Origin of the sequence: Janthinobacterium agaricidamnosum (assembly GCF_003667705.1) — a bacterium.
Lineage (GTDB): Bacteria > Pseudomonadota > Gammaproteobacteria > Burkholderiales > Burkholderiaceae_D > Janthinobacterium.
Genome location: NZ_CP033019.1, coordinates 2,074,076 through 2,096,052 on the forward strand (window position 1 = coordinate 2,074,076; position 21,977 = coordinate 2,096,052).

At 64.3% G+C, this 21,977-nt stretch carries 19 protein-coding genes; 13 read left to right on the forward strand and 6 right to left on the reverse strand.

Going from position 1 to position 21,977, the window contains the following annotated elements; translation table 11 throughout:
* The first annotated feature begins 103 nt into the window (after positions 1-103).
* The 7 genes from D9M09_RS09575 (at position 104) to bla (ending at position 8,241) form a co-directional block, all read left to right on the forward strand.
* Positions 104-766 (forward strand): CerR family C-terminal domain-containing protein, encoded by a 663-nt coding sequence (locus D9M09_RS09575; protein ID WP_121669150.1) that lies wholly within the window; start codon positions 104-106, stop codon positions 764-766.
* Positions 763-1,971, forward strand: a complete 1,209-nt coding sequence (locus D9M09_RS09580; protein ID WP_121669151.1) for a multidrug effflux MFS transporter — start codon at positions 763-765, stop codon at positions 1,969-1,971. The genes D9M09_RS09575 and D9M09_RS09580 overlap by 4 nt, the downstream gene beginning before the upstream one ends.
* A gap of 122 nt (positions 1,972-2,093) precedes the next feature.
* Positions 2,094-3,434 (forward strand): DUF3422 family protein, encoded by a 1,341-nt coding sequence (locus tag D9M09_RS09585; protein WP_070222052.1) that lies wholly within the window; start codon positions 2,094-2,096, stop codon positions 3,432-3,434.
* A gap of 89 nt (positions 3,435-3,523) precedes the next feature.
* Positions 3,524-5,017: a hypothetical protein gene (locus D9M09_RS09590; RefSeq protein ID WP_162995622.1), complete on the forward strand. Its 1,494-nt coding sequence runs from the start codon at positions 3,524-3,526 to the stop codon at positions 5,015-5,017.
* A 61-nt stretch (positions 5,018-5,078) separates the two neighbouring features.
* On the forward strand, positions 5,079-5,471 hold the full coding sequence (locus D9M09_RS09595; protein WP_070310901.1) for a BlaI/MecI/CopY family transcriptional regulator: 393 nt from the start codon (positions 5,079-5,081) through the stop codon (positions 5,469-5,471).
* A complete protein-coding gene (locus D9M09_RS09600; RefSeq protein ID WP_121669153.1) occupies positions 5,468-7,231 on the forward strand; it encodes a M56 family metallopeptidase in 1,764 nt (587 codons plus the stop codon). Before D9M09_RS09595 ends, D9M09_RS09600 begins: the two co-directional genes overlap by 4 nt.
* 80 nt (positions 7,232-7,311) lie before the next feature.
* Positions 7,312-8,241 (forward strand): subclass B3 metallo-beta-lactamase, encoded by a 930-nt coding sequence (bla, locus tag D9M09_RS09605; RefSeq protein WP_240453598.1) that lies wholly within the window; start codon positions 7,312-7,314, stop codon positions 8,239-8,241.
* Between the two features lie 7 nt (positions 8,242-8,248).
* On the opposite strand, the gene D9M09_RS09610 is transcribed toward bla, so the two are convergent.
* Both D9M09_RS09610 and D9M09_RS09615 read right to left on the reverse strand, forming a co-directional pair.
* Entirely contained in the window at positions 8,249-8,575 is a 327-nt protein-coding gene (locus tag D9M09_RS09610; protein WP_240453599.1) for a hypothetical protein, read from the reverse strand.
* A gap of 72 nt (positions 8,576-8,647) precedes the next feature.
* Entirely contained in the window at positions 8,648-9,634 is a 987-nt protein-coding gene (locus tag D9M09_RS09615) for a zinc-dependent alcohol dehydrogenase family protein (RefSeq protein WP_121669154.1), read from the reverse strand.
* A 121-nt stretch (positions 9,635-9,755) separates the two neighbouring features.
* On the opposite strand from D9M09_RS09615, the gene D9M09_RS09620 reads away from it, so the two are divergent.
* The 3 genes from D9M09_RS09620 (at position 9,756) to D9M09_RS09630 (ending at position 14,118) form a co-directional block, all read left to right on the forward strand.
* A complete protein-coding gene (locus D9M09_RS09620; protein ID WP_121669155.1) occupies positions 9,756-10,667 on the forward strand; it encodes a LysR family transcriptional regulator in 912 nt (303 codons plus the stop codon).
* A 55-nt stretch (positions 10,668-10,722) separates the two neighbouring features.
* The gene (locus D9M09_RS09625; protein ID WP_162995623.1) at positions 10,723-12,813 is read left to right on the forward strand and encodes a TonB-dependent siderophore receptor; all 2,091 of its coding nucleotides are present in this window, start codon (positions 10,723-10,725) and stop codon (positions 12,811-12,813) included.
* Between the two features lie 141 nt (positions 12,814-12,954).
* Positions 12,955-14,118 carry a DUF1624 domain-containing protein gene (locus D9M09_RS09630; protein ID WP_121669156.1) on the forward strand — a complete coding sequence of 388 codons (1,164 nt, stop codon included), beginning with the start codon at positions 12,955-12,957 and terminating at the stop codon, positions 14,116-14,118.
* A gap of 12 nt (positions 14,119-14,130) precedes the next feature.
* Here D9M09_RS09630 and D9M09_RS09635 read toward each other — a convergent pair whose 3' ends face one another.
* The 3 genes from D9M09_RS09635 to D9M09_RS09645 form a co-directional block, all read right to left on the reverse strand.
* Entirely contained in the window at positions 14,131-16,002 is a 1,872-nt protein-coding gene (locus D9M09_RS09635; protein WP_121669157.1) for a carboxypeptidase-like regulatory domain-containing protein, read from the reverse strand.
* A 106-nt stretch (positions 16,003-16,108) separates the two neighbouring features.
* Entirely contained in the window at positions 16,109-16,639 is a 531-nt protein-coding gene (locus D9M09_RS09640) for an isochorismatase family protein (protein WP_121669158.1), read from the reverse strand.
* Between the two features lie 178 nt (positions 16,640-16,817).
* Positions 16,818-17,735 carry a LysR family transcriptional regulator gene (locus D9M09_RS09645; RefSeq protein ID WP_121671030.1) on the reverse strand — a complete coding sequence of 306 codons (918 nt, stop codon included), beginning with the start codon at positions 17,733-17,735 and terminating at the stop codon, positions 16,818-16,820.
* Positions 17,736-17,854: 119 nt separating this feature from the next.
* On the opposite strand from D9M09_RS09645, the gene D9M09_RS09650 reads away from it, so the two are divergent.
* The 3 genes from D9M09_RS09650 (at position 17,855) to mmsB (ending at position 21,589) form a co-directional block, all read left to right on the forward strand.
* A complete protein-coding gene (locus D9M09_RS09650) occupies positions 17,855-19,072 on the forward strand; it encodes an ABC transporter substrate-binding protein (RefSeq protein WP_121669159.1) in 1,218 nt (405 codons plus the stop codon).
* An 86-nt stretch (positions 19,073-19,158) separates the two neighbouring features.
* Positions 19,159-20,673: a CoA-acylating methylmalonate-semialdehyde dehydrogenase gene (locus D9M09_RS09655; RefSeq protein WP_121669160.1), complete on the forward strand. Its 1,515-nt coding sequence runs from the start codon at positions 19,159-19,161 to the stop codon at positions 20,671-20,673.
* Between the two features lie 10 nt (positions 20,674-20,683).
* The gene (gene mmsB, locus D9M09_RS09660; RefSeq protein ID WP_121669161.1) at positions 20,684-21,589 is read left to right on the forward strand and encodes a 3-hydroxyisobutyrate dehydrogenase; all 906 of its coding nucleotides are present in this window, start codon (positions 20,684-20,686) and stop codon (positions 21,587-21,589) included.
* Here mmsB and D9M09_RS09665 read toward each other — a convergent pair.
* Positions 21,586-21,975 (reverse strand): DUF1090 family protein, encoded by a 390-nt coding sequence (locus tag D9M09_RS09665; RefSeq protein WP_099408610.1) that lies wholly within the window; start codon positions 21,973-21,975, stop codon positions 21,586-21,588. The two genes, mmsB and D9M09_RS09665, sit on opposite strands and share 4 nt — an antisense overlap.
* Positions 21,976-21,977 lie beyond the last annotated feature (2 nt).

Genomic DNA, 21,977 nt, shown 5'->3' on the forward strand with positions numbered 1-21,977 from the left:
AAAGCCCGGTACGCCGGGCTTTTTTGCGTCCATCTGAAAGTTAAACGGTTGTTTGATATAATTCTGCACAATATTAAACGGCTGTTTAAATGATGGGAATGGCATGGCGGAAGAGAAAGAAAACGAACCGGCGCGCGCGCGCATCCTGCAGGCGGCGCTCCAGCTGTTTGCCGACGAAGGCTACAAGCTCGCGTCCGTGCGCAGAATCTGCGAGGCGGCCCACGTCAACGTGGCGATGGTCAATTATTATTTTCATGGCAAGGAAGAGCTGTATCTGGCCGCCTTCGACCATGCACGCGAACTGGCGCGCGCCTCGGCTGCTGACGTGGCCGCCGCCAGCGCGCAGGCGCAGTTACCGTCCGTGGAACAGTTGCGCCTGGCAATCGAAGCGCTCGTCTCCGACATGTTGCGCGCGGGGCCGGCGTCCTTGTTCAGCCGGCTGGTGGCGCGCGAGCTGATCGAGCCGACTGCCGCCATCCACAAGCTGGCCGAGCGCAATGTGCGCCCGCAGCACGCCCTGTTTACGGGCTTGATCCGTGGCGTGGTGGGACCTGTCATGCCGGATGACGTGGTGCAGAAATGCGTGTTCAGCGTGATTGGCCAGGTGGTGTTCTATTCCCGTTCGCGCATCGTGCATGAACTGGTGGCGCCGGAAATTACCTATGACGAGACTGGCACCGCCAGCATTGCGCAGCATGTCGCCGCGTTCTCGCTGGCGGCCCTCGACGGCTTGCGCCGCCAATATGCTGTGCAGGCGGGCGCATGAAGGCGCGCAACCTGACCCTGGTGCTGGCCGGGCTGGCCATGCTGGGCCCGTTCGCCACCGATACCTTCCTGCCGTCGTTTCCCGCGATCGGCACGCATTTCGACGTCAGCAGCGTGCTGGTGCAGCAGACCCTGAGCGTCTACCTGGCCGCGTATGCCTTCATGACCCTGTTCTACGGCACCTTGTCCGACTCGTTCGGCCGCCGTCCCGTGATTCTCGCTTCGTTGCTGATCTTTGCCGTCGGCTCCATCGGCGCCGCCTTCGCCCCCAGCTTTGGCTGGCTGCTGTTCTTCCGCGGCATGCAGGGCGCTTCGGCCGGTGCGGGCAGGGTGATCGGCCAAGCCATCGTGCGCGACAGTCTAGCCGGCGCGGCCGCGCAAAAGATGCTGGCCAATATCATGATGGTGTTCGGCATCGCGCCCGCCATCGCGCCCATCATCGGCGGCTGGCTGCACGTAGCCTACGGTTGGCAATCGACGTTCGTGTTTACTTTTTCCGTCACCGTGCTGCTGGCGCTGGCCTGCCTGAAAGGTTTGCCGGAAAGTTTAGCCGTCGAGCAACGCCAGCCTTTCCATCCAGGCAACATCGCGCGCAATTACTGGCTGGCCTTGCGTCACCGGGCATTCCTGCTGCGTTCGCTGGCCGTGGCCTTCGCCTTTGGCGGCTTTGCGCTGTACATCGCCTCGGCCCCGCATTTCATCCTGGAACTGCTGCACCTGCCGGAAACGGCGTTCGGCTGGATGTTCATCCCCATGGTGGCGGGACTGGTGCTGGGCTCGGCGCTGTCGGGCAAGCTGGCCCATGTGGTGAAAAGCACCGTGCTGGTGCGCTGGGGCTTGCTGGTCATGGCGGCCACGGGGGCGGTCAATATTGCTTATAACCACTGGTTTTCGGCCAGCATCCCGTTCGCCGTCGTGCCCGTGATGCTGTACGCGTTCGGCATGTCGCTGGCCTTGCCGGGCATGACCATGTCGACGCTCGATATCTTCCCGCAGATGCGGGGTCTGGCCGCGTCCCTGCAAAACTTCGTGCAAATGCTGGTGTTTGCGCTGGTGTCCGGTTTTGTCGCACCGTTGCTGTTCGACAGCGCATTCAAACTGGCGCTGGGACAGGCTTCGGCCGTCGTACTGGCCGCCGCATTCTGGTGGCTGGGCAGCCGGCAAGGGGCGGGGAAGGGCGTGGTAGGGGTTGTCAAAACAATATGACGAGCCCTGGAAAAGGATGGCATGCATTCTGCTTTGTTACACTGTGACAATCAGACCCTCGCTGCGGGCAGCACAGCACGCGCGCGGGTCTAAGCAGTTTTGCAACTTTACCTTTGGCTATCATGCACTTGATTAACTCCAGTTTGAACCACGCCTTGCGCGTGCCGCTGGCTGCGGAAATCCACTCGCGGCCGTTTTTGCAGCTCGATGCCCCCGAGCTGATCACCCACCTGGCCGTCTACAAGGATGACAGCGCGGCGCCCGGTGCGTCGAATATGGCGGCGCAACATGCCACGCTGGCGGCCCTGTGCACGCATTTCGGCGTCACGCCGCCCGCTGCCGAAGCCAAGTATTTCTATTACGACTTTGGCCGCTTCCGCCTGAAATGGGAATGCCACACGGAATTTGCCACGTTTACCTTCGCCGAACATCCGGGCGCCGCCTTGCCACTGGAGCAGGCGTTCGAACGCATGCCCCTGGAACAGTTGCCACAGCAATGGCTGGTGGGCTTGAAGGGCAAGCTGATGGTGGCCGCCCACGTGGTGCTCGAGCAGGCAACGGAGCCGGCCGAAATCTTCATGCAAGGCTTGTCGCGCGTGTTCGAGGGCAATACCCTGGCCGGCAGCAAGGTGCTGCAGGGCGGCGAATTGTGGACGGATTTCACCATCCAGTCTGACGGCTTCAGCCGTTTCGTCATCCGCGACGCGGGCATGCGCTCGCAGCAGTCGGGCCGCCTGGTGCAGCGCGTGCTGGAAATCGAAACCTACCGCATGATGGCCTTGTTGGGCTTGCCCTACGCCATGCAGGCGGCGCCATCGTTGAATGCCATCGAGAACGAACTGGCGACCCTGGCCGCCGCCATGGTCGATACGGACGACGCCCCAGGAGCCGGCGATGAGGGCGTCTCCGAGCAAGCCTTGCTCGACCGCATCACGCGCCTGGCGGCCCGCATAGAAAAGCTGTCGCTCGACAATAGCTACCGTTTTTCCGCCTCGAAAGCCTATATGGGCCTCGTCAAGGCGCGCATCGACGAGCTGCGCGAAGTGCGCATCGAGGGCATCCCCACGGTCGAGGAATTCATGGACCGCCGTTTGACGCCCGCCATGAATACGTGTGAAGCGATGTCCAGCCGCCAGGAAGCGATGGCGCAGCGCATTGCCAACACGAACGATTTGCTGCGCACGCGCGTGGGCATCGTGCAGGAGTTGCAAAACCGGCAAATCCTGCAATCGATGAACGCCCGCGCGGCGCAGCAGCTGCGCTTGCAGCAAGCGGTGGAAGGCTTGTCCGTGGCCGCCATTTCGTATTATGTGATCGGCCTGTTCAGCTACACGGGCAAGGCGGCCAAGGTGCTGGGGCTGCCCGTGAATCCGGAAATCCTCGTCGGCGCCCTGGTACCGTTCGTGGCGGCCGCCGTCTGGCTGGGCTTGCGCCGCATGCATCACAAGCTGCACGCGGACTGACCAGGGCAGGCACTCAGGCGGTGCGTACGCCGCGCGCCGCCAATCTTTGCTATCGTGCTGGCCTCATTGTTTGCTACAAGGAAATCAGCGTGCTTGCCAAGGTTGGAGATATCTACAGTGTGTTTTCGCACAGGCTGCAGCAGTATGTGGCTTGCCAGGTCACGGCCATCGACGATGCCGCGTCCGGCAGCGCCCCGCTGGCCGCCATTTTGCAGCTGGACTGGACGGGCGACACCTTGCCCGATGCGCACGCCGTGCAGGCGATGCGCCCCCTGGTGTGCGATTACTATTTCTGGAACAAGCGCCACGACCACAGCTTTGCCAGCGCGACGGTGCCGCGCCACTACAGCCTGGTGGCCAATGTCGCGCCGCTGGTCGAGACGGCAGTGAAAAGCTACAGCGGCGGCTGGCACGTGGGCGACAGCGTGTACCGCCAGCGCCGCTGGGAGCAGGTCGACCCGGCCCGGCGCCAGCGCTTCAAGGCGGCATCGAGCGAGGAAGTGATGGTCGGCGGCCAGGCCGTGCGCCAGAAGACGAGCCGCATCGGCGACGATATCCTGCAGGCGCTCGGCGACCTGTCCGAACTGGACCAGCTGCCTTGCCTGACGACCATCGAGACGCGCCACGGCAGCGCGGCGCTGGCCGCCTACATCAACGGCAACCCCATCATCAACGAAGTGCACTGGCAATCCTCGACGGAGAGCGAACTCGACTTGCGCAACAGCAATGTCAGCCGTCTCGTCGTGCATGGCGCAGGCTTGCGCTCGCTGCGCCTGAACGAGGGTTTGAGCACCCTGATACTGAATGGCGCGCCGTCGTCCGCGCTGCGCATCGACGACCCGCATGCAGGGCGCTTCCTGCGCCTGCAGTGTTCCGGCGCCCTGACGCCATTCCACGGCCTCGACCAGCTGGCGCGCCTGTCGCTGAGCGCCATGCCGGCCGTGGATTTCGACATGGTGGCGCAGCGTTTCCCCTTGCTGACGGACCTGACCGTGTGGGGCAAGCCGGGGCTGGCGTCAAACGTGGCCAGCATCGCCAGACTGGACCGTTTGCGCTCCTTCACCGCGTATGAACTGTTCGGCTACGGTGCCGACGACTTCCCCGCGCCGGCGCAGTTGCCGGCCTTGTCCAGCCTGTGCCTGACCAGCCTGCCGGCCGACGCCGCCAAGGCCATCAAGGCCAGTTATAAAAAGGCGGCGGTGCTGGGTCTGGACCTGTCGGTGACGCGGCCGCGCAAGCCGGAATGGCTGGCGGAAAACCTGGACAATCCGTTCCGCGACTGGGATGGCCGCGCGCACATTGCGGCGGCGTATGCCAAAAAAGCCGCGCAGGCGTATAAAAAGCTGCTGGCCACGGCGCGCACGCTCGACGGCGCGAACGATGCCGGGACGGCGCAAGCCGTGGCGCAGGAGATGGTCACCGCCTATGTCGGCGTGTTCAACCAGATCGAGCGGCGTTCCAGCGTCATCGAAACGGTGGAGCGCGATGAAATCTATGTGGCGCTGGAGCAGGTGCTGGCGCAAGTGCCGCTGCCGGATGTGGCGGCGCTGTATGCCTTGTTTGACCGCTTGCGCGATTTTTAGTCAGACATGCGCTAGAAAAAAAGTTCTAGACATAGAGTTCTAGAATGGGTATTCTAGCGTCATGTTAAAAAATACCTCCACTCCCCATCCCACGGCCGCCGAACTGGATCTGCTGCGCATCCTGTGGCGGCGCGGTCCGTCCGACGCGCGCGCCGTGTACGACGCCCTGGCCGAAGAGCGTGCCGACGCCAGTTACGCCACCGTGCTGCGCCAGTTGCAGCTGATGCATGGCAAGGGCTTGCTGAGCCGCGACGAAAGCCAGCGACCGCAGCTGTATGCGGCCGTCGATGCGCAGGAAAAGCTGCAGACGAGTCTGCTCAAGGACTTGATCGGCAAGGTGTTTTCCGGCTCCGGCAAGGCGCTGGTGCTGACGGCGCTGCGCGAGCACGTGAGCGACGCGGAACGCCTGGAAATTGAAAAAATTCTGCGCAGCAAGGATGGCAAACAGCCATGAATGTGGACATGCGCTTGGGCATCGAGTTGGGCAAGCTGGTCCCTGCGCTGGGCTGGGTCTTGCTGTATTTCGTCTGGCAGGGCTTGATCGTCGGTGCCGTGTCCGCCGTCCTGCTCTGGCTGCTGCGTCAGGCCAGCGCGCGCTGGCGCTATGCCGTCTGCGCGCTGGCGCTGCTGCTGTGCGTTTGTATTCCTTTTGTGCACCTGCTGTCCCTGCTGTCGGGCGCATCGCCGGCCCGGCTGACGGTGGACGCTCCGCCCGCCTGGCGCGCCGCGCTGCAAGCGTGGATGCCGGCCCTGGTGCTGGCCTGGAGCGCCGGTGTCGCCCTGATGAGTTTGCGCCTGTGCCTGGGCCTGGCCTGGGTCGGCAAGCTGCGCCGCCAGGCGGTCGCTGCCCCGGCCATCTGGCAGGCGCGCCTCGATGCGCTGGCGCTGCGCATGGGCTTGCACGGCAGTCGGAAAGTGCCGCTGAAGCTGCATAGAGGACTGGCTAGCCCCGTCACGGTGGGATTCTGGCGCCCCGTCATCCTGCTGCCGGCCGCCTTGCTGAGCGGCATGCCCGTCGCCTTGCTCGAAGCGCTGCTGGCGCATGAACTGGCGCACGTGCGGCGCTGGGATTACCTGGTCAACCTGCTGCAAAGCGTGGCCGAGGCGCTGCTGTTCTTTCACCCCGTCGTCTGGTGGCTGTCGGCGCGCATGCGGGCCGAACGGGAACAGGTGGCCGACGCGCTGGCCGCGCAAGCGCTGCAAGATCCGCAGCAGCTGGCCACGGCGCTGCATGCCTTGTCCCTGCACGCTGCCGCGCCGCAACATGCCGGCTTGCTGATGTCGGCCCGGGGCGGGGCGCTGCTGACGCGCATCGAACGGCTGATGACGCCCGGGCTTGACACGGCCGGCTGGAAACTGGCCGTGCCCGCCTTGCTGCTGGCCTGCGCCACCCTGCTGCTGCAGGTGCAGGGCAAGCCTGCCGTCAACGGGACGATCCTGGCCGATGCCGCCGTCGCCATGCTGGACTTGCCCGTCAGCGCGAAACACATGCTGGTATTTGACGACAGCACGGGCAAGGTGCTGATGGCGAAAGATGCGGACGCCGTCGTGCCCATCGCCTCGATCACCAAGCTGATGACGGCCATGGTGGTGCTCGATGCGGGCCTGGCCCCCGACGAACAGTTGCGCATCGTGCGCGCCGATGGCGATGCGTCCTTGCAGCGCCACAGCCTGCTGGCCGAGGGCGTGGCCGTGTCGCGCGGCGCGCTGTTGCAACTGGCGCTGCTGCCCTCCGAAAACCGCGCCGCCGCCGCGCTGGCGCGCACTTATCCGGGCGGCAGCGCGGCGTTTCAACAGGCCTTGCAAGCGAAGATCCGCCACCTGGGCTTGACGCGCACATCGCTGACGGACCCCGTCGGCAGTTCGCCCGCGAATACGTCGACGGCCAGCGAGGTGGCGAAGATCGTCGCGGCGGCCGCGCGCTATCCGGACATCGCCCGCATCACCAGCCACCCGCAGGCCAGCGTGGCCGTCAATGGCAAGGTCCGCACCTTGCACAACACCAACCCGCTGGTGGGCGGCAAGGGCTGGGACATTTTATTGTCCAAGACGGGCAGCAGCCACGCGGCGGGCAGCTGCCTGACCATGCGCATGCGCAGCGGCGGCAAGCACGTCACCGTGGTGCTGCTCGATGCCGACGGCGCGCAGCGGCGCTCGCTCGACGCCGGACACATCCGCGACACCCTGGCCGGGAGCCCAGGCCGCATGCATTGATACCCCCCCGGGCGCGCCGCGCGTGCGGCCGCCTTTCTTTTTACACTCTGGAGATGACAATGACACTATTGGCGAAGTTGATGCTGGCTACGGTTGCGACCATGGCGGCAGGCACGGTGCAGGCAAAGACGCCCGCGCCGGTGCAGGATAAACCGGTTAATTGCGACAATTGCAAGGAATGGAATGCGCCCGTCAAGCCGTTCAATATCTATGGCAATAGCTGGTATGTGGGCACGGCAGGCCTGTCCGCCGTGCTGGTGACGAGCCCGCAAGGCCACATCCTGCTCGACGGCGCGCTGCCGCAATCGGCGCCTTTGATCATCGACAATATCAAGGCGCTGGGCTTTCGCATCGAGGATGTGAAATATATCCTCAATTCGCACGCGCATTGGGACCATGCGGGCGGCATTGCCGCGCTGCAGCGGGCCAGCGGCGCCACCGTGATGGCCAGCGCAGCGGGCGCCCCGGTGCTGCAAAGTGGCACCAATGGCAAGGATGATCCGCAATACCAGGCCAATCCCGTCGTGCATGTGGCCAAGGTAAGCAAGGTTAGCCTCGTGGGCGAGGGCGATACCGTCAAGGTTGGACCGTTGAGCTTGACGGCCCACATGACGCCGGGCCACACGCCCGGCGGCACGACGTGGACCTGGACCTCATGCGAAGATGCACGCTGCCTGAATGTGGTGTATGCGGACAGCCTGAATCCTTATGCCAGCGGCGATTTCAGTTATACAGGCAAAGGCGGCACGCCCGATATTTCTGCCTCGTTCGAAGCGAGCATCGCCAAGGTGGCGGCCTTGCCATGCGACATCATCATCCCCGTGCATCCGGGCACGACGGACGTGCTGGGCAAGGCGGCCAGGCGCAGCGCCACAAGCAATCCCCTGATCGACGCCAGCGCCTGCCGCGCCTATGCGGCCGAAGCGGGCGGCTTGCTGGCCAAGCGCCTGGCGAAGGAACGGGGCGAGGCAGTGCCTCTTGATGCCAAGGCCGCGGCGCACGCGCACTAAGCCGTTTTTACTGTGCCGCCTGCCGCTGTTTTTGCAGGCGTTTCAGGAATACCGTCATTTCCTTGACGGCTTGCAGGTCGCCTTGCTGCTGGGCGACTGTGACGCCCGTGGTCCAGGCAGCCTGCGCTTCATCCAGCCTGCCCAGCTGGAGCAGGGCCTTGCCCAGCAGTTTCCAGGCGGCAGAATAGCTTGTTTGCTGTTGCGTCGCCTGCGCCAGGTGGATGACGGTTTGCTCGGCGTCATTGTCTTTCAGGCAGGCGTCGCCCAGGCCAAAGCGCAGCAGCGCGCTGTCGCGGCCCTGCGCCAGCAGTTTTTCCAGTTGTTCACGCAGCATTTTCGCCTTACCTCAATATGCAAGTTAATTCTTGCATATTAGCGCTTGCGCGCTTGAGAAACAAGCCTGCCTTCAATCTGCCACATCCACCACCAGCTTGCCGCGCGCGCTGCCGTCCATCTGCGCCACATGCGCCTCGTGTGCCGTGCGCAAGCTAAAGCGGCGTGGATCGAGCCGCACCCGCAGCTTGCCCGCCTCTATTAACTTGTTGGCTTCGCGCAGAATCGCGCCATGGCGCGCGTGATGCTCGCCGCTCAACAGGGGCAGCAGGGTGAATACGCCCGAGTAAGTCGCCGCGCGCGCCGTCAGCGGGCTCAGGGCGAACGTGCCCCAGCCGAGGCAGCTGACGACGTGGCCGCCATACATGCGTGCCGCCTTGAAACTGGCATCCAGGGTGGCGCCGCCCACCGTGTCGTAGACGATGTCGAAGCCGGCGCCGCCGGTATGCTCGGCCACGTAGTCATCGACCATGCTGGTGTGGTAATCGATGAAGCGCGCGCCCAGCGCTTCGATGGCGGCGCGGCTGGCGGCGCTGCCCGTGGCAGAGACCTTCGCGCCCAGGGCGACGGCGAGCTGCACGGCCATGTGGCCCACGCCGCCCGCGCCGCCATGCACGAGCACGCTGTCGCCCGCCTTCACGTGGGCGCGGTCTACCAGCCCTTCCCAGGCCGTGATGAAGACGAGGGGCAGGGCGGCCGCTTCGCGCATGCTCAGCGCGGGCGGCACGGGCGCCAGCAGGGCGGCGTCGAAGATGCCGTACTCGGCCAGCGAACCCTGGATGCCGGCGATGCCGCCCGCCATGCCATACACTGTTGCGCCAACGTGCAAAGTCGTCACGCCTTCGCCCACGGCCGCCACCGTGCCGGACACGTCGATACCGAGGATGGCGGGCAGGCTGGGCCGGGCGTGCGGCGCGGCGCCGGCGGCGATCTTCGTGTCCAGCGGATTGACGCCGCTGGCGGCGATGCGCACGAGGACTTGCCCGGGGCCGGGCTGCGGCACGGGCAGCTGCTCGATGGTCATGCGGGTGGCGAAGCTGGTGAGGACGAGGGCTTGCATGGGGTTCTCCTGTGGTTGATGCCCCCAGTCTAGGCGGGAAGGGAATAAAGAAAAACGGGGCGCGGCCCGATGCACTATTGCGGAATCGTGGATAATCCTCTGAAAAACAGCAAGGAAAAGCATGGACAGGCTGGAAGCGATGAAGGTATTTTGCGCCGTGGTCGAGGCGGGCGGCTTCAGCAAGGCGGCGCAGCGCCTGGGCATTTCCACCTCGTCGGTGACGAACCAGGTGGCGGCGCTGGAAAAGCATTTCGGCGTGCGCCTGTTGCAGCGCACGACGCGCAGCATGTCGCTCACGGCCGAAGGCCAGCAGTGCCACGCGCAGGCGCGCCAGGTGCTGGCCGGCATGGCGGCGCTGGAATCCAGTCTGGAACAGGCGGCAGGGAAACCCTCGGGCAGCCTGCGCGTGGATATGCCCAGCAGCATCAGCCGCAATCTGATGGCGCCCGCCTTGCCCCGCTTTACCGCCGCCTATCCCGACATTTCCCTGCGCCTGACGGTCAGCGACCGCCTGGTCGACATGGTGGAAGAGGGCATCGACGTGATGCTGCGCATCGGCGAACCGCAGGATTCGTCGCTGGTGGCGCGCAGCGTGCTGACCATGGATTATCTGTGCTGCGCTTCCCCCGCCTTCATCGCCCGGCATGGCGTGCCGCGCACGCCGCAGGAACTGGATCAGTTTGCCTGCCTGCATTTCCTGTATCCGAAAGCGCGCCAGGTGCGGCCCTGGCTGTTCCAGGATGGGGAAGCAGGCGAGCCGTACGCCCACACGCCGGCCGCGGCCTTGTCTTTCGACCATATCGAATCGATGATCGCCGCTGCCCAGGCCGGTTGCGGCATCGTCCAGGCGCTATCCGTTTCCGTCTTGCAGCCTTTGCGCGAGGGGACCCTGGTGCCCGTGCTACAGCCGTTCCGCACGCGGGGACCGGATTTGTGGGCGCTGTTCCACCCGCGTCAGCTGCGCGCCGCCAAGGTGCAGGTGTTCGTGGAGTTTTTGGCGCAGATTGTTCATGAAGGCTTTAATGAGAATTGATTATCAATTATAATGCAAGCCTATTGCATTGATTTGCGCCTTCGTCAGGAATTCCATGCCCGTGTTTTTACGCCGCCCCGTGGCGCTGTTACTTGCCGCCGCCAGCCCCTGGTCACTGGCAATCGATGATGTGCAGGCCGGCGATGTCGTTACCGTCAAGGCCGAGCGCCAGCATTACCGCAGTATGTCCGCCACGGGCGCCACCAAGACGGACGCTTTATTGATGGACTTGCCGCAAAGCGTGCGCGTGCTGACCGGCGACCTGCTGCGCGACGCCGGCGTGACGACTTTGGCGGGCGCGCTGGACCTGGCCAGCGGTATTTCAAAACAAAGTCCGCTGGGCGGCCTGTGGGACAGCTATGCCATGCGCGGTTTCACGGGCGACCCGAATTTCGGTTCCGACTACATGGTCAACGGCTTCAGTTCCAGCCGCGGCTACAACGGCATGCGCGACGGCGGCAATACGCAGAATGTGGAAGTGCTCAAAGGCCCCGCGTCGGCCCTGTACGGCCGGGGCGAGCCGGGCGGCACGGTGAACATCACGACGAAAAAGCCGAAGTTCGCACCGGAATACAGCGCCGATGTTGCGCTGGGCAGCTTCCAGACGCGCCGCGCCGCGCTGGACTTGACGGGACCGTTGAGCGAGACCATCGCCTATCGCCTGAACGCCGCGCATGAGGAAGGGCACAGCTTCCGCGATACGGTGAAAGTCGAGCGCAGCCTGTTTTCTCCCTCGTTTATCTGGCTGGCGGGCGAGCACACGACCGTGGCGTATGAAATCGAAGCGGTGCGCCAGCGCGCGCCGTTCGACCGGGGCGTGGTGGCCGTGAACGGCAAGCTGGGGGCCGTGCCCGTGTCGCGTTTCCTGGGCGAACCGGGCGACGGCCCCATGACGGTCAAGTCGCTGGGGCAGCAGCTGTTTATCCACCATGCGCTGTCCGACGACTGGACGCTGCAGGCGGGCGCTTCCTACCGCGACAGCGAATTGCGCGGTTATTCGACCGAGGCGAACAAGCTGCTGGCCGATGGCCGCACCCTGAACCGGCAGCGCCGCCACCGCGATTTCTCGGCCACCGACGTCTCCGCCCGCGTCGAGTTGCTGGGCGAGTTCAAAACGGGCGCGCTGGCGCACGAGGTGCTGGCCGGCGTCGATGCCTATCATTTCGACGACCACCGGGTACAGCTGCGGCGCAATCCCAGTGCCGCGAATGCCTATGCCATCGACATTTTCAATCCCGTGTATGGCGGCAAGGCCGCGCCGCTGGCCCTGTCCATCGACACGCAGGAAGGGCAACGGGCGCGCGGCCTGTACGCGCAGGACCAGATCGACCTGGGGGCGCAATGGAAGGCGCTCGTTGGCGTGCGCCGCGACAGCTACACGCAGGATGTGGCGAACCATCGCCTGAACGTGAGCAACCGCCAGTCGCTGTCGGCCACCAGCCCGCGCGCGGGCCTCGTCTACCAGCCGTCGACAATGTGGTCGCTGTACGCGAGCGCGGCGAAGGGTTTCCGGCCCAACAGCGGCATCAGCCTCGATAACCAGGCTTTCCCGGCCGAGCGCAGCCGTTCGTATGAACTGGGCGCGAAGCTGGAAACGGGCAAGCTGACGGGGACGGTGGCCGTGTATGACATCCGCAAGAGCAATGTGCTGACGACCAATCCCGCCAACACGGACTTCGCCATCGCGGCGGGCGAGGTGGGCAGCCGGGGCCTGGAGCTCGATGTGTCGGGCGAACTGGCGCGCGGCTTGCGCGTCTCGGGCGCCTATGCCTACACCAACGCCACCGTCACGCGCGGCGACAATACGATCGTGACGGGCAGCCGCTTCGCCAACGTGCCGCGCCACAGCGCCAACCTGCTGGCCACGCAGCAGTTCGCGCTGGGCACGGGCACGGCCAGCGTGGGCGGCGGTTTTCAGTATGTGGGCGAGCGCCTGGGCGACGTGGCCGTCAGCAGCCAATTTACCCTGCCGGCCTATACGACGGCCAGATTGCTGGCGTCGTATGCGCCCAACGCCAGACTGCGATTGGCTTTGAGCGTGGAAAACCTGTTCAACCGCAGCTACTATGCGAGTTCCTACAGCCAACTGTGGGTGGCGCCGGGGGCGGAGCGCACGGTGAACTTGAATGCCCATTACCGGTTTTAACTGTGGGGCTCTGTACATGCCACATCATTGTTCGAACCCAGCAGCATAGAGCCGGGGTCAGACCCGGCGGGTCTGACCCCAGATTTTGCTGGTGGGGTGAAATAACACTGCCGACTCACTAAAGTTTTTATAAATCAACCAATGACTGTTCCACTGACTTCCTCCGCCACCCTGCGCACCCGCATCGCCGTCATCGACGTGCTGCGCGGCCTCGTCATGCTGATCATGCTGTTCGACCATGTGCGCGAGACCGTCTTTTTACATCACCAGGTCAGCGACCCCATGGATGCGGCCCACGTCGATCCGGCCCTGTTCTTCACGCGCCTGGCCGCCCACGTCTGCGCGCCCATGTTCGTTTTCCTGACGGGACTGTCCGCCTGGTTGTACGCGCATCCGGCCGCCGGTCCTCGCAGTGCTAGCGGTTTCCTGTTCAAGCGGGGCTTGCTGCTGGTCGTGCTGGAACTGGTGTTCGTCAATTTCGCGTGGAGCGGGGCGTTTCCGCCCGCCGTGCTGTACCTGCAGGTGATCTGGGTCATCGGCCTGGCCATGATGGCGCTGGCCGTGCTGCACAAGCTGCCCTTGAAAGTGCTGCTCGTGCTCGGTGTGGCGATGATCGCGGGCCAGCATTTGATGACCGGCTTGCGCGCGGAACAGGACAGCCTTGGCTATTACGCTCTGACGCTGCTGCTGCAACGCGGTTATCTGGTGGCCGACGGTGCGATGAAGATCAAGGTCAGCTATCCGCTGCTGCCGTGGATAGGCGTGATCGTGCTCGGCTATGCTGCCGGCCCCCTGTATGCGCGCAGCCGCTCACCGGAAGGACGGCGCCGCCTGCTTCTGGCGCTGGGCGCGGGCAGCTTGCTGCTGCTGGGCCTGCTGCGCGGCTTCAATCTGTATGGTGAAACCCTGCCGTGGGTGGCGGGCGACACGGCCTTGCGCACGGCCATGAGCGTGCTGAACTTCACGAAATATCCGCCGTCGCTGGGCTTTTTGCTGTTCACCCTGGGCCTGGGCCTGCTGGGCCTGGCCTGGCTGGAAAGCGTCGATAACGGGTTCACGCGGGCTTGCGCCACCTTTGGCGGCGCGCCCATGTTTTACTACTTGCTGCATCTGTATCTGCTGCTGGCCATCGGCCTGACCTTGACGGCCGTGCTGGGCGCCAATCACGGCACCCGCTACGGCGTCGAACATATCTGGCAAGTCTGGCTGCTGGCCTTGCTGCTGATGCCCGTGCTGTACTTCCCCTGCCGCGCGTTTGCCAATTACAAGCGCACGTCGCAGCAGGCGTGGGTGCGTTACTTCTGAGTCAAGCCTATTCTATTTGCAGTACAGCCTGTCAATGCTGTGGCTGGACGCCAGGTAATGCCGCGTTTGCCAACCGATGGCCACTCTGTAGGCGCACGGCGGATCCAGCGCCACGTTGACGGGGAAGCCGCCATTGTTGCCTGACAGGTGAGGCCCGCCTGCGCCGCCGCGGAACAGATAATTGCTGGGCGGTGGAGGCGGCGTGAAACTGGCGGCCGGCAGCGGTGGCGGCGGATGCTGGATGCCGTTGTTGTTGGAAATCGTGATATTGAAAAAGCGCAAATGCGGATGGTCTATCGTGTACAGGATATGCACGAGGCCGCCCGCGATGGGATTGCAGGCATTGCTGCGCAATTCTTCCAGGTCCAGCGCCACGATGACGGGCGAGTTGTCGAAGACGATGGAGTCGAGCCCGTCCGTGGCCACGAGCGCCAGGGTATTTCCGTCACGCACTTCGAAACCCAGGCGGTAGCGGCGTATCGGTTCGCTTTCGGCCGCCGTCAGGCTGCGGCCCGCGTCGAGGATGGGCAAGCCGCCAGGCAGCTTGGCCGGATGCAGGCTGGTGATGGCGGGCGTATTCACGGTAAGCAAGTCGAAGGTGCGCAGGAAGATGTTGGGCGCCACGTTGACGACGGCCGTCGTGCCGTCGCGCATGTCCACGGTGACCGGCTTGCCGTCCACGCGTATCCAGCCGCCCGGTTTCAAGTCGCCCGCATCGACGATCACCTGCGCCGAGTCGGCCAGGCCCAGTCCGTTCGTATAAAACACATAGCCGACGAGCGTGCCGAGCACTTGCGTGAGCGGCGCCAGGCTGGCGGGCGCCACCGTCGGCAAGGCTGTCGGGTCGTCCGTGCCGCCCGGCCAGGACCATTCGCCGATGAGGAAACGGTATTCGAGCGGATTGGCGGGAATGGCGCTGTTGCGCAGCGGGCAATTGCCTTTCAATGTGACGCCGCCAGCGAACACGTACGAGGCGCCGGGGCCGCCCGCATAGCCTTGCGCGGAAAAGCCCGCCAGCGAAGGGAAGGGGTGGATGTCGAACACTTCCACCTGCTGCCAGTGGGGCACGCCTTCCACATCGGGAGGTAGCACTTCTTTCGAGCACAATTCGACGCAGAAACAGTGGCCCACGTTTTCGCGTCCCGGCTGGCGGCCGTTGGCCTGCGTTTCCGACAGGATGGTCACGCTGCCCAGCTGCGCCGTGAAGTACACGTCGGGTCCGCTGGCAAATTCCACGTTGATGAACGGCGAGAATGGCGTGAGCGTGAAGTCCGACGTCAGGTAGTCGATGCGGAAGCGCCCGTTGGTGTCCGTCACTGCAACGCCCAGCGCATCGTCCTGCAGCCAGTCCGCGTCGAACGCGCGCACGGTGGCGCCCGCGATCGGCGTGTGCGGCGCATCGCAGGTGCGCAGGCGGCCGCAGATGGTCCAGGCGCTGAAACGGGCGCGCACCAGGCACCAGAAGCGCTGCGGCAGGCAGTAATCCCAGATGGCGACGAAATCGTTGTCGACCTGGCGCCAGCGGGGCTGGATGGTGGTGATGGAAAATTGCAGCGGCACGGGGTCTTTCGGTCCCGGTTTCAAATGGGGCACGGTGGGGCACAGGATATCGACCTCCACAGCCTCGCCCTGGTAATCGCCTGCCAGGGTGAAACTGTAGTTGCCGTCGTCATCGGTGCGCGCTTCGGCCAGCAGGAAGGGGGCTTTCGCCTGCACTTCCTCGTCGGTGAGGATGGCGAAGGTTTCCTTTGCGCTGGCCACGGCCAGGGCCGTGACGTTTTGCGTGTCGCGCGGCCGGTACAGGCGCACGATGACGTGCGACAACGGTTCCGGACATTCGGCACAGATCAAGCCGCACAGCTTGCCCCGCAGGATATAGGCCATGATGGTTCTCCAGCTCGGTTGGACAGTTGCGCCGTTCAAGATGGCGGCGCTGTTACCAAGCTAGCAAACGGGCGGCCGATGGGTTTGATCCTGCGTAAAGGAGTGCCTATTTGATCAGCGCCAATACCTCGCGGAAACGCGGGTGCTTGCAGTCGCGTAGCCATTCAAAGGCCAGCATTTCCACCGTCACCAGCTGCGCGCCCAGCTTGCCCAGGCGCGCCAGCGCCGCGTCGCGGCTGGCGGCCTGGCGCGAACCGACGGCGTCGATGGCGATGATGACGTCATACCCGAGCTCGAGCAGGCCGATGGCCGTCTGCAGCATGCACACATGGGCTTCGCAACCGGTGACGACGATCTGTTTGCGTCCGGGCGGCAAGATCGCCTGCAAGCCGTCGGCACAGGCGCCGAAATGCGTCTTGTGCAAGGTCCGTTCGCACAGGGCGGCGACCTCTTCCACGTTCGGTCCCAGTCCCTGGCGGTTCTGTTCCGTGCCCAGCACGGGCACGTCGAGCAGGTGGGCGATTCTGGCCAGGCGCAGGTTTTGCGCCAGCACCAGGCCGGCGTCGTGGATGGCCGGCATCAAACGGCCTTGCAGGTCGACAATGACCAGTACGGCCTGGTTTGCATCTATCAGCATGGCGATCTCCTGAAACACCTGCCAAAACCTACTGCGCGTCGGTAGTCGCGGCCTGCGATGCTCACTGTACCTTCGTACAGTTGCGCGTCTCGACCACAACTCCCTTCCGCTCGCTACGGTTTTATCAGGCGTTGTTAGTAATTAATATGTGGCGACAGTGTAGCGCGCCGCAGTGTGCTCAAGTTGGCCAGCTGGGCGTGGCCGTCTCGCCCATCAGATAGGCGTGATTCAAATCGATGGCGCTGCGCAGGTAGTTCCACAGGGCGCTGACCCGGGCGATGTTGCGCCGCTCGCTGGGCGAAATCATCCAGAAGGCGCGCAGCAGGTCGATCTCGCCGTCGAGCACGGGCACCAGTTCGTTCGACTGCTGCGCCACGAAGCAGGGCAGGATCGCCAGTGCCTGGCCCGCGCGCGCCGCGTGGTACTGGGCGATGACGCTGGTGCTGCGAAACGCGCGCAGGGAATCGGGTGCCACGTTGTCCATGTAGCGCAGCTCCGAACTGAAGACCAGGTCGTCCACATAGCCGATGATCGGGTGCTGCGCCAGCTGCGCCACGCTGGTGATCGCTGCGTGGCGCGCCAGGTAGGCCGGCGTGGCGTACAGTTTCAGCCGGTAATCGGACAACTTCGTCACGACATACGGGCCGGACAGGGGCCGTTCGATGGAAATGGCCACGTCCGCCTCGCGCTTTGACAGGCTGACGAAACGGGGCACGGCGATCAGGTCCACGCTGATGTGCGGGTATCGTCCGCAAAACTGCGCCAAATGGGGCGCCAGCACGATGGCGCCGAAGCCCTCTGTGGCGCCCAGGCGCACCTGGCCCGACAGCAGGCGGTTGTGTTCGCCCAATTCCTCGGTGGCGGCAAACACCGTGCTTTCCATCGTTTCCGCGTATTCCATCAGGCGGTGGCCCTCGGGCGTCAGCTGGTAGCCCACGTAATTGCGGTCGAACAATTGCGTGCCCACCTGCTCCTCGAACTTGCGCATGCGGCGCGACACGGTGGAATGGTCGATGCCCAGCTTTTTCGCTGCGTCGACGAGTCCCGCGCTGCGCGTCAGTTCCAGGAAGACCCGTACATTGTCCCAATCGAGCACTTTGTTCTCCTTGTGCATTTTTGCAAAGGAATTATGCATTAATTCCACTTGAACGCATATTTTTACACATGCAGAATGCATCTAAACATATAAGAAAACCCGTTCACCTGGAGACACGCATGAAAAAAACCGTTCTGGCCATGGGCGCGCTGGCGCTTTCCCTGTCTTTCACCGGCGCGCACGCGCAGATTTCCGATGGCGTCGTCAAGGTCGGTATCCTGACCGACATGTCCGGCCCGTACTCGGCCATGGGCGGGCGCGGCTCCGTCGTCGCCAGCCAGATGGCCGTCGAGGATTGTCTGAAAGCCGAATGCAAGGGCATGAAGATCGAAATCCTCTCGGCCGATCACCTGAACAAGGCCGACATCGCCGCCTCCAAGGCGCGCGAATGGATCGACCGCGACAAGGTCGACGCCATCGCCGATCTGACCAATTCCTCGGTGGCCCTGTCCGTGCAAAAACTGATGAAGGAGAAGGGCGGCATCGCCATGTTCAGCGGCCCGGCCACGGGACGCCTGACGAACGAGGATTGCTCGCCGAACGGCTTCCACTGGATGTTCGACACGTATTCGCAGGCGGCCGGCACGGCGGCGGCGCTGACCAAGCTGGGACAGAAATCCTGGTATTTCGTCACCGTTGATTATGCGTTCGGCCATTCGCTGGAAAAGGATGCCAGCGAAGTCGTCAAGCGCAATGGCGGCACGGTGCTGGGCGCCGTGCGCCATCCGCTGAACGCGTCGGATTTCTCGTCCTTCCTGGTGCAGGCGCAAGGGTCGAAAGCACAGGTGATCGGCCTGGCCAACGGCGGCGCGGACACCGTCTCGGCCATCAAGCAGGCGCGCGAATTTCGCATCGGCAGCGGCAAGGAGCAGCGCCTGGCCGCCTTGCTGGTGTTCCTGTCCGACGTGCACGCGCTGGGGCTGGAAACGGCCCAGGGCCTCGTCTATGCGGACGGTTTTTACTGGGATTACGATGACCGCAGCCGCGCCTTCGCCAAGCGTTTCGAGGCGCTCAACAAGGGTGCCAAGCCGACCATGGTGCAGGCGGGCGTGTATTCGAGCGTCTACCACTACCTGAAATCGGTGGCGGCCGCGAAGAGCGACGACTCGAAGATCGTCGCCCAGAAAATGCGCGAGCTGCCCATCAAGGATGCCGTCATGAACAACGCCTCGATCCGCCCGGACGGCCGCGTCATCCACGACATGTACCTGGTGCAGGTCAAAACCCCGGCCGAATCGAAAGGCGCGTGGGATTACCTGAAAGTGCTGTCCACCATCCCCGCCGACCAGGCGTTCAAGCCGATGGATGGGGCGGCATGCAATCTCGTTAAAAAATAATTCCGGGGTCAGACCCGTCGGGTCTGACCCCAGCTTTACGCCGTTGGGTTTAGCTGAACAAACATCGCACACCCGGAGCCTCAATCATGAACCAAGCCCTCACCTCTGTCCCCGCCATCCCCCTGCACATCGCCGGCAAGCATCACGCCTCGGCCAGCACGGAATGGCGCGACGTCGTCAACCCGGCCACGCAGGACATCGTCGCCAGGGTGCCGTTTTCCACGCCCGACGAAGTCAATCTGGCCGTCGCCACGGCCAAGGAAGCGTTTAAAACCTGGCGTAATACCCCGCTGGCGGCGCGCATGCGCATCATGCTCAAGTACCAGCAGCTGATCCGCGAAAACATCGGTGCCCTGGCCGAACTGATCACCCGCGAACATGGCAAGACCCTGCCCGACGCGGAAGGGGAAGTGATGCGGGGCCTGGAAGTGGTGGAGCATGCGTGCTCGATCGCCACCCTGCAGTTGGGCGAAATCGCGGAAAACGCGGCCACGGGCGTCGATGTCTACAATATCTACCAGCCGCTGGGCGTGGGCGCCGGCATCACGGCCTTCAATTTCCCCGTCATGCTGCCATGCTTCATGTTCCCCATCGCTATCGCCTGCGGCAATACTTTTGTCCTGAAACCGTCGGAGCAGGACCCGTCATCGACCATGTACCTGGTCGAACTGATGTACCAGGCGGGCTTGCCGGCCGGCGTGCTGAACGTCGTGCATGGCGGCGCCGACGTCGTCAACTTGCTGTGCGACCATCCCGACATCAAGGCCGTGTCCTTCATCGGCTCCACCCATGTGGGCACGCATGTCTACCGCCGCGCCAGCGAATCGGGCAAGCGCGCACAATCGATGATGGGCGCGAAAAACCATTGCGTGGTGCTGGCCGACGCCAACAAGGAACAGGCGATCAATAACCTGATCGGCGCCGCGTTCGGCGCGGCCGGCCAGCGCTGCATGGCCAATTCCGTCGTCGTGCTGGTGGGTGAGGCCCGCTCCTGGCTGCCGGAAATCGTTGCCCGCTCGCAAGCGCTGAAAGTGGGACCTGGCAGCGACCGCACGGCCGACCTGGGTCCGATGGTGTCCAAGGCGGCCATGCAGCGCGCGGAAAAACTGATCCAGGCGGGCGTGGATGAAGGCGCGCAGCTGCTGCTCGACGGCCGCGGCCACAAGGTGGCCGGCTACGAGGGCGGCAACTTCATGGGCCCGACGATTTTCTCGAAGGTGGCTGCGTCGAACGCCGTCTACACGCAGGAAATCTTCGGCCCCGCCATGTGCGTGGTCGAGACGGAGACGCTCGACGAAGCGATCGCCTTCATCAACGCCAACCCGAACGGCAACGGCACCTCGATCTTCACCTCGTCCGGCTGGGCGGGGCGCAAGTTCCAGAACGAGATCGACGTGGGGCAGGTGGGCATCAACGTGGCCATCCCCGTGCCCGTGGCCTATTTCAGCTTCACGGGCTCGCGCGCGTCGAAACTGGGCGACCTGGGCCCGAACGGCAAGCAGGCGCTGTATTTCTGGACGCAGACCAAGACCGTCACGGCGCGCTGGTTCGCCCCGGACGATGGCGGCAGCGGCGTCAATACCACCATTGCGATGAAATAAGGAGGCGGCGATGAGCACCAATATCGTTTTCATCGGCCTGGGCAACATGGGCTTACCCATGGCGCAAAACCTCGTGCGGGCCGGCCATGCGGTGACGGGTTTCGACTTGCTGCCGGCCAGCGTGCAGCAGTTTGCCGACGGCGGCGGCCTGGTGTCCGATGACCGGGCGGCGGCGATAGGCCAGGCCGACATCGTCATCACCATGCTGCCGGCCAGCCGCCACGTGCTGGGCGCTTATTTGGGTAACCCTTTGGGCGACGCGGGCATCCTGGCGCAGGCGCGGCCCGGCACCCTGCTGATCGACTGTTCGACGATTTCCACCGAGGCGGCGCGCCAGGTGGGGCGCGCGGCCGAGGAAAAGGGCATGCCCATGCTGGACGCGCCCGTGTCGGGCGGCACGGCGGGCGCCACCAACGGCACCTTGACGTTCATGGTGGGCGGCGAAGAATCCGCGCTGGCGGCGGCGCGCCCCTACCTCGACGTCATGGGCAAGGCGATCTTCCACGCGGGCGGCTCCGGCTGCGGCCAGACGGTCAAGATATGCAACAACATGCTGCTGGGGATTTTGATGATCGGCACCAGCGAGGCGATACGCCTGGGCGTGGCCAATGGCCTCGATCCGAAAGTGGTGTCGGACGTGATGGCGAAAAGCTCGGGCCGCAACTGGACCCTGGAGGTGTACAACCCGTGTCCCGGCGTGGCCGAGAACGTGCCCGCGTCGCGCGGCTACACGGGCGGCTTTGGCGTCGACCTGATGCTGAAAGACCTGGGCCTGGCCGTGGAAAGCGCGCTGGCCAGCGGGGCGAGCGTGCCGCTGGGCGCCCTGTCGCGCAATTTATATAGCTTGCACAGCAAGGCGGGGGCGGGCGCGATGGATTTTTCCAGCATTTATCAGCTGCTGGGAGAGAAAGCCTAAGGCTGCTGCGCCTGCAGGGCGGCCAGTTCCGCCCTGGCTTTTTCCAGCTTGCCTTCCAGCTTGGCGATCTTCTTCGGCTCTTTATTCGCTTCCTGGGCCAGGCGCAGCGAGCGCTCCGTCTGGTTCACCTTGGCCTGCGCCTTGACGATTTTCTTGTTGTGGCGTTCGATCAGGGTACTGTCGCGGCAGTGGGCGTTGACCTCGTCGAGCGCGCGCGTCAGGCCCGCGACCTTGTCGGACAGGCCCTGTTCCTGCGCCTGCTGCAATTCGCTGCGGATGCTTTCTCGCTTGGCGGCGCAGCCGGCCAGCTGGGTGTCTGCGGCGCTGGCGCCCATGGAGGCGGCGGCGAACAGCAGGGTCAAGGCGGTTTTCGATAGAAGGTTCATGG

Excerpts from the sequence above, each read along its gene's own strand:
- D9M09_RS09615 (WP_121669154.1), bottom strand. The coding sequence starts at position 9,634 with ATGCAAGCCCTCGTCCTCACCAGCTTCGCCACCCGCATGACCATCGAG.
- D9M09_RS09600 (WP_121669153.1), top strand. The coding sequence starts at position 5,468 with ATGAATGTGGACATGCGCTTGGGCATCGAGTTGGGCAAGCTGGTCCCT.
- D9M09_RS09655 (WP_121669160.1), top strand. The coding sequence starts at position 19,159 with ATGAACCAAGCCCTCACCTCTGTCCCCGCCATCCCCCTGCACATCGCC.
- bla (WP_240453598.1), top strand. The coding sequence starts at position 7,312 with ATGCTGGCTACGGTTGCGACCATGGCGGCAGGCACGGTGCAGGCAAAG.
- D9M09_RS09640 (WP_121669158.1), bottom strand. The coding sequence starts at position 16,639 with ATGCTGATAGATGCAAACCAGGCCGTACTGGTCATTGTCGACCTGCAA.
- D9M09_RS09620 (WP_121669155.1), top strand. The coding sequence starts at position 9,756 with ATGGACAGGCTGGAAGCGATGAAGGTATTTTGCGCCGTGGTCGAGGCG.
- mmsB (WP_121669161.1), top strand. The coding sequence starts at position 20,684 with ATGAGCACCAATATCGTTTTCATCGGCCTGGGCAACATGGGCTTACCC.
- D9M09_RS09585 (WP_070222052.1), top strand. The coding sequence starts at position 2,094 with ATGCACTTGATTAACTCCAGTTTGAACCACGCCTTGCGCGTGCCGCTG.
- D9M09_RS09595 (WP_070310901.1), top strand. The coding sequence starts at position 5,079 with ATGTTAAAAAATACCTCCACTCCCCATCCCACGGCCGCCGAACTGGAT.
- D9M09_RS09610 (WP_240453599.1), bottom strand. The coding sequence starts at position 8,575 with ATGCTGCGTGAACAACTGGAAAAACTGCTGGCGCAGGGCCGCGACAGC.
- D9M09_RS09635 (WP_121669157.1), bottom strand. The coding sequence starts at position 16,002 with ATGGCCTATATCCTGCGGGGCAAGCTGTGCGGCTTGATCTGTGCCGAA.
- D9M09_RS09625 (WP_162995623.1), top strand. The coding sequence starts at position 10,723 with ATGCCCGTGTTTTTACGCCGCCCCGTGGCGCTGTTACTTGCCGCCGCC.
- D9M09_RS09665 (WP_099408610.1), bottom strand. The coding sequence starts at position 21,975 with ATGAACCTTCTATCGAAAACCGCCTTGACCCTGCTGTTCGCCGCCGCC.
- D9M09_RS09630 (WP_121669156.1), top strand. The coding sequence starts at position 12,955 with ATGACTGTTCCACTGACTTCCTCCGCCACCCTGCGCACCCGCATCGCC.
- D9M09_RS09575 (WP_121669150.1), top strand. The coding sequence starts at position 104 with ATGGCGGAAGAGAAAGAAAACGAACCGGCGCGCGCGCGCATCCTGCAG.
- D9M09_RS09650 (WP_121669159.1), top strand. The coding sequence starts at position 17,855 with ATGAAAAAAACCGTTCTGGCCATGGGCGCGCTGGCGCTTTCCCTGTCT.
- D9M09_RS09580 (WP_121669151.1), top strand. The coding sequence starts at position 763 with ATGAAGGCGCGCAACCTGACCCTGGTGCTGGCCGGGCTGGCCATGCTG.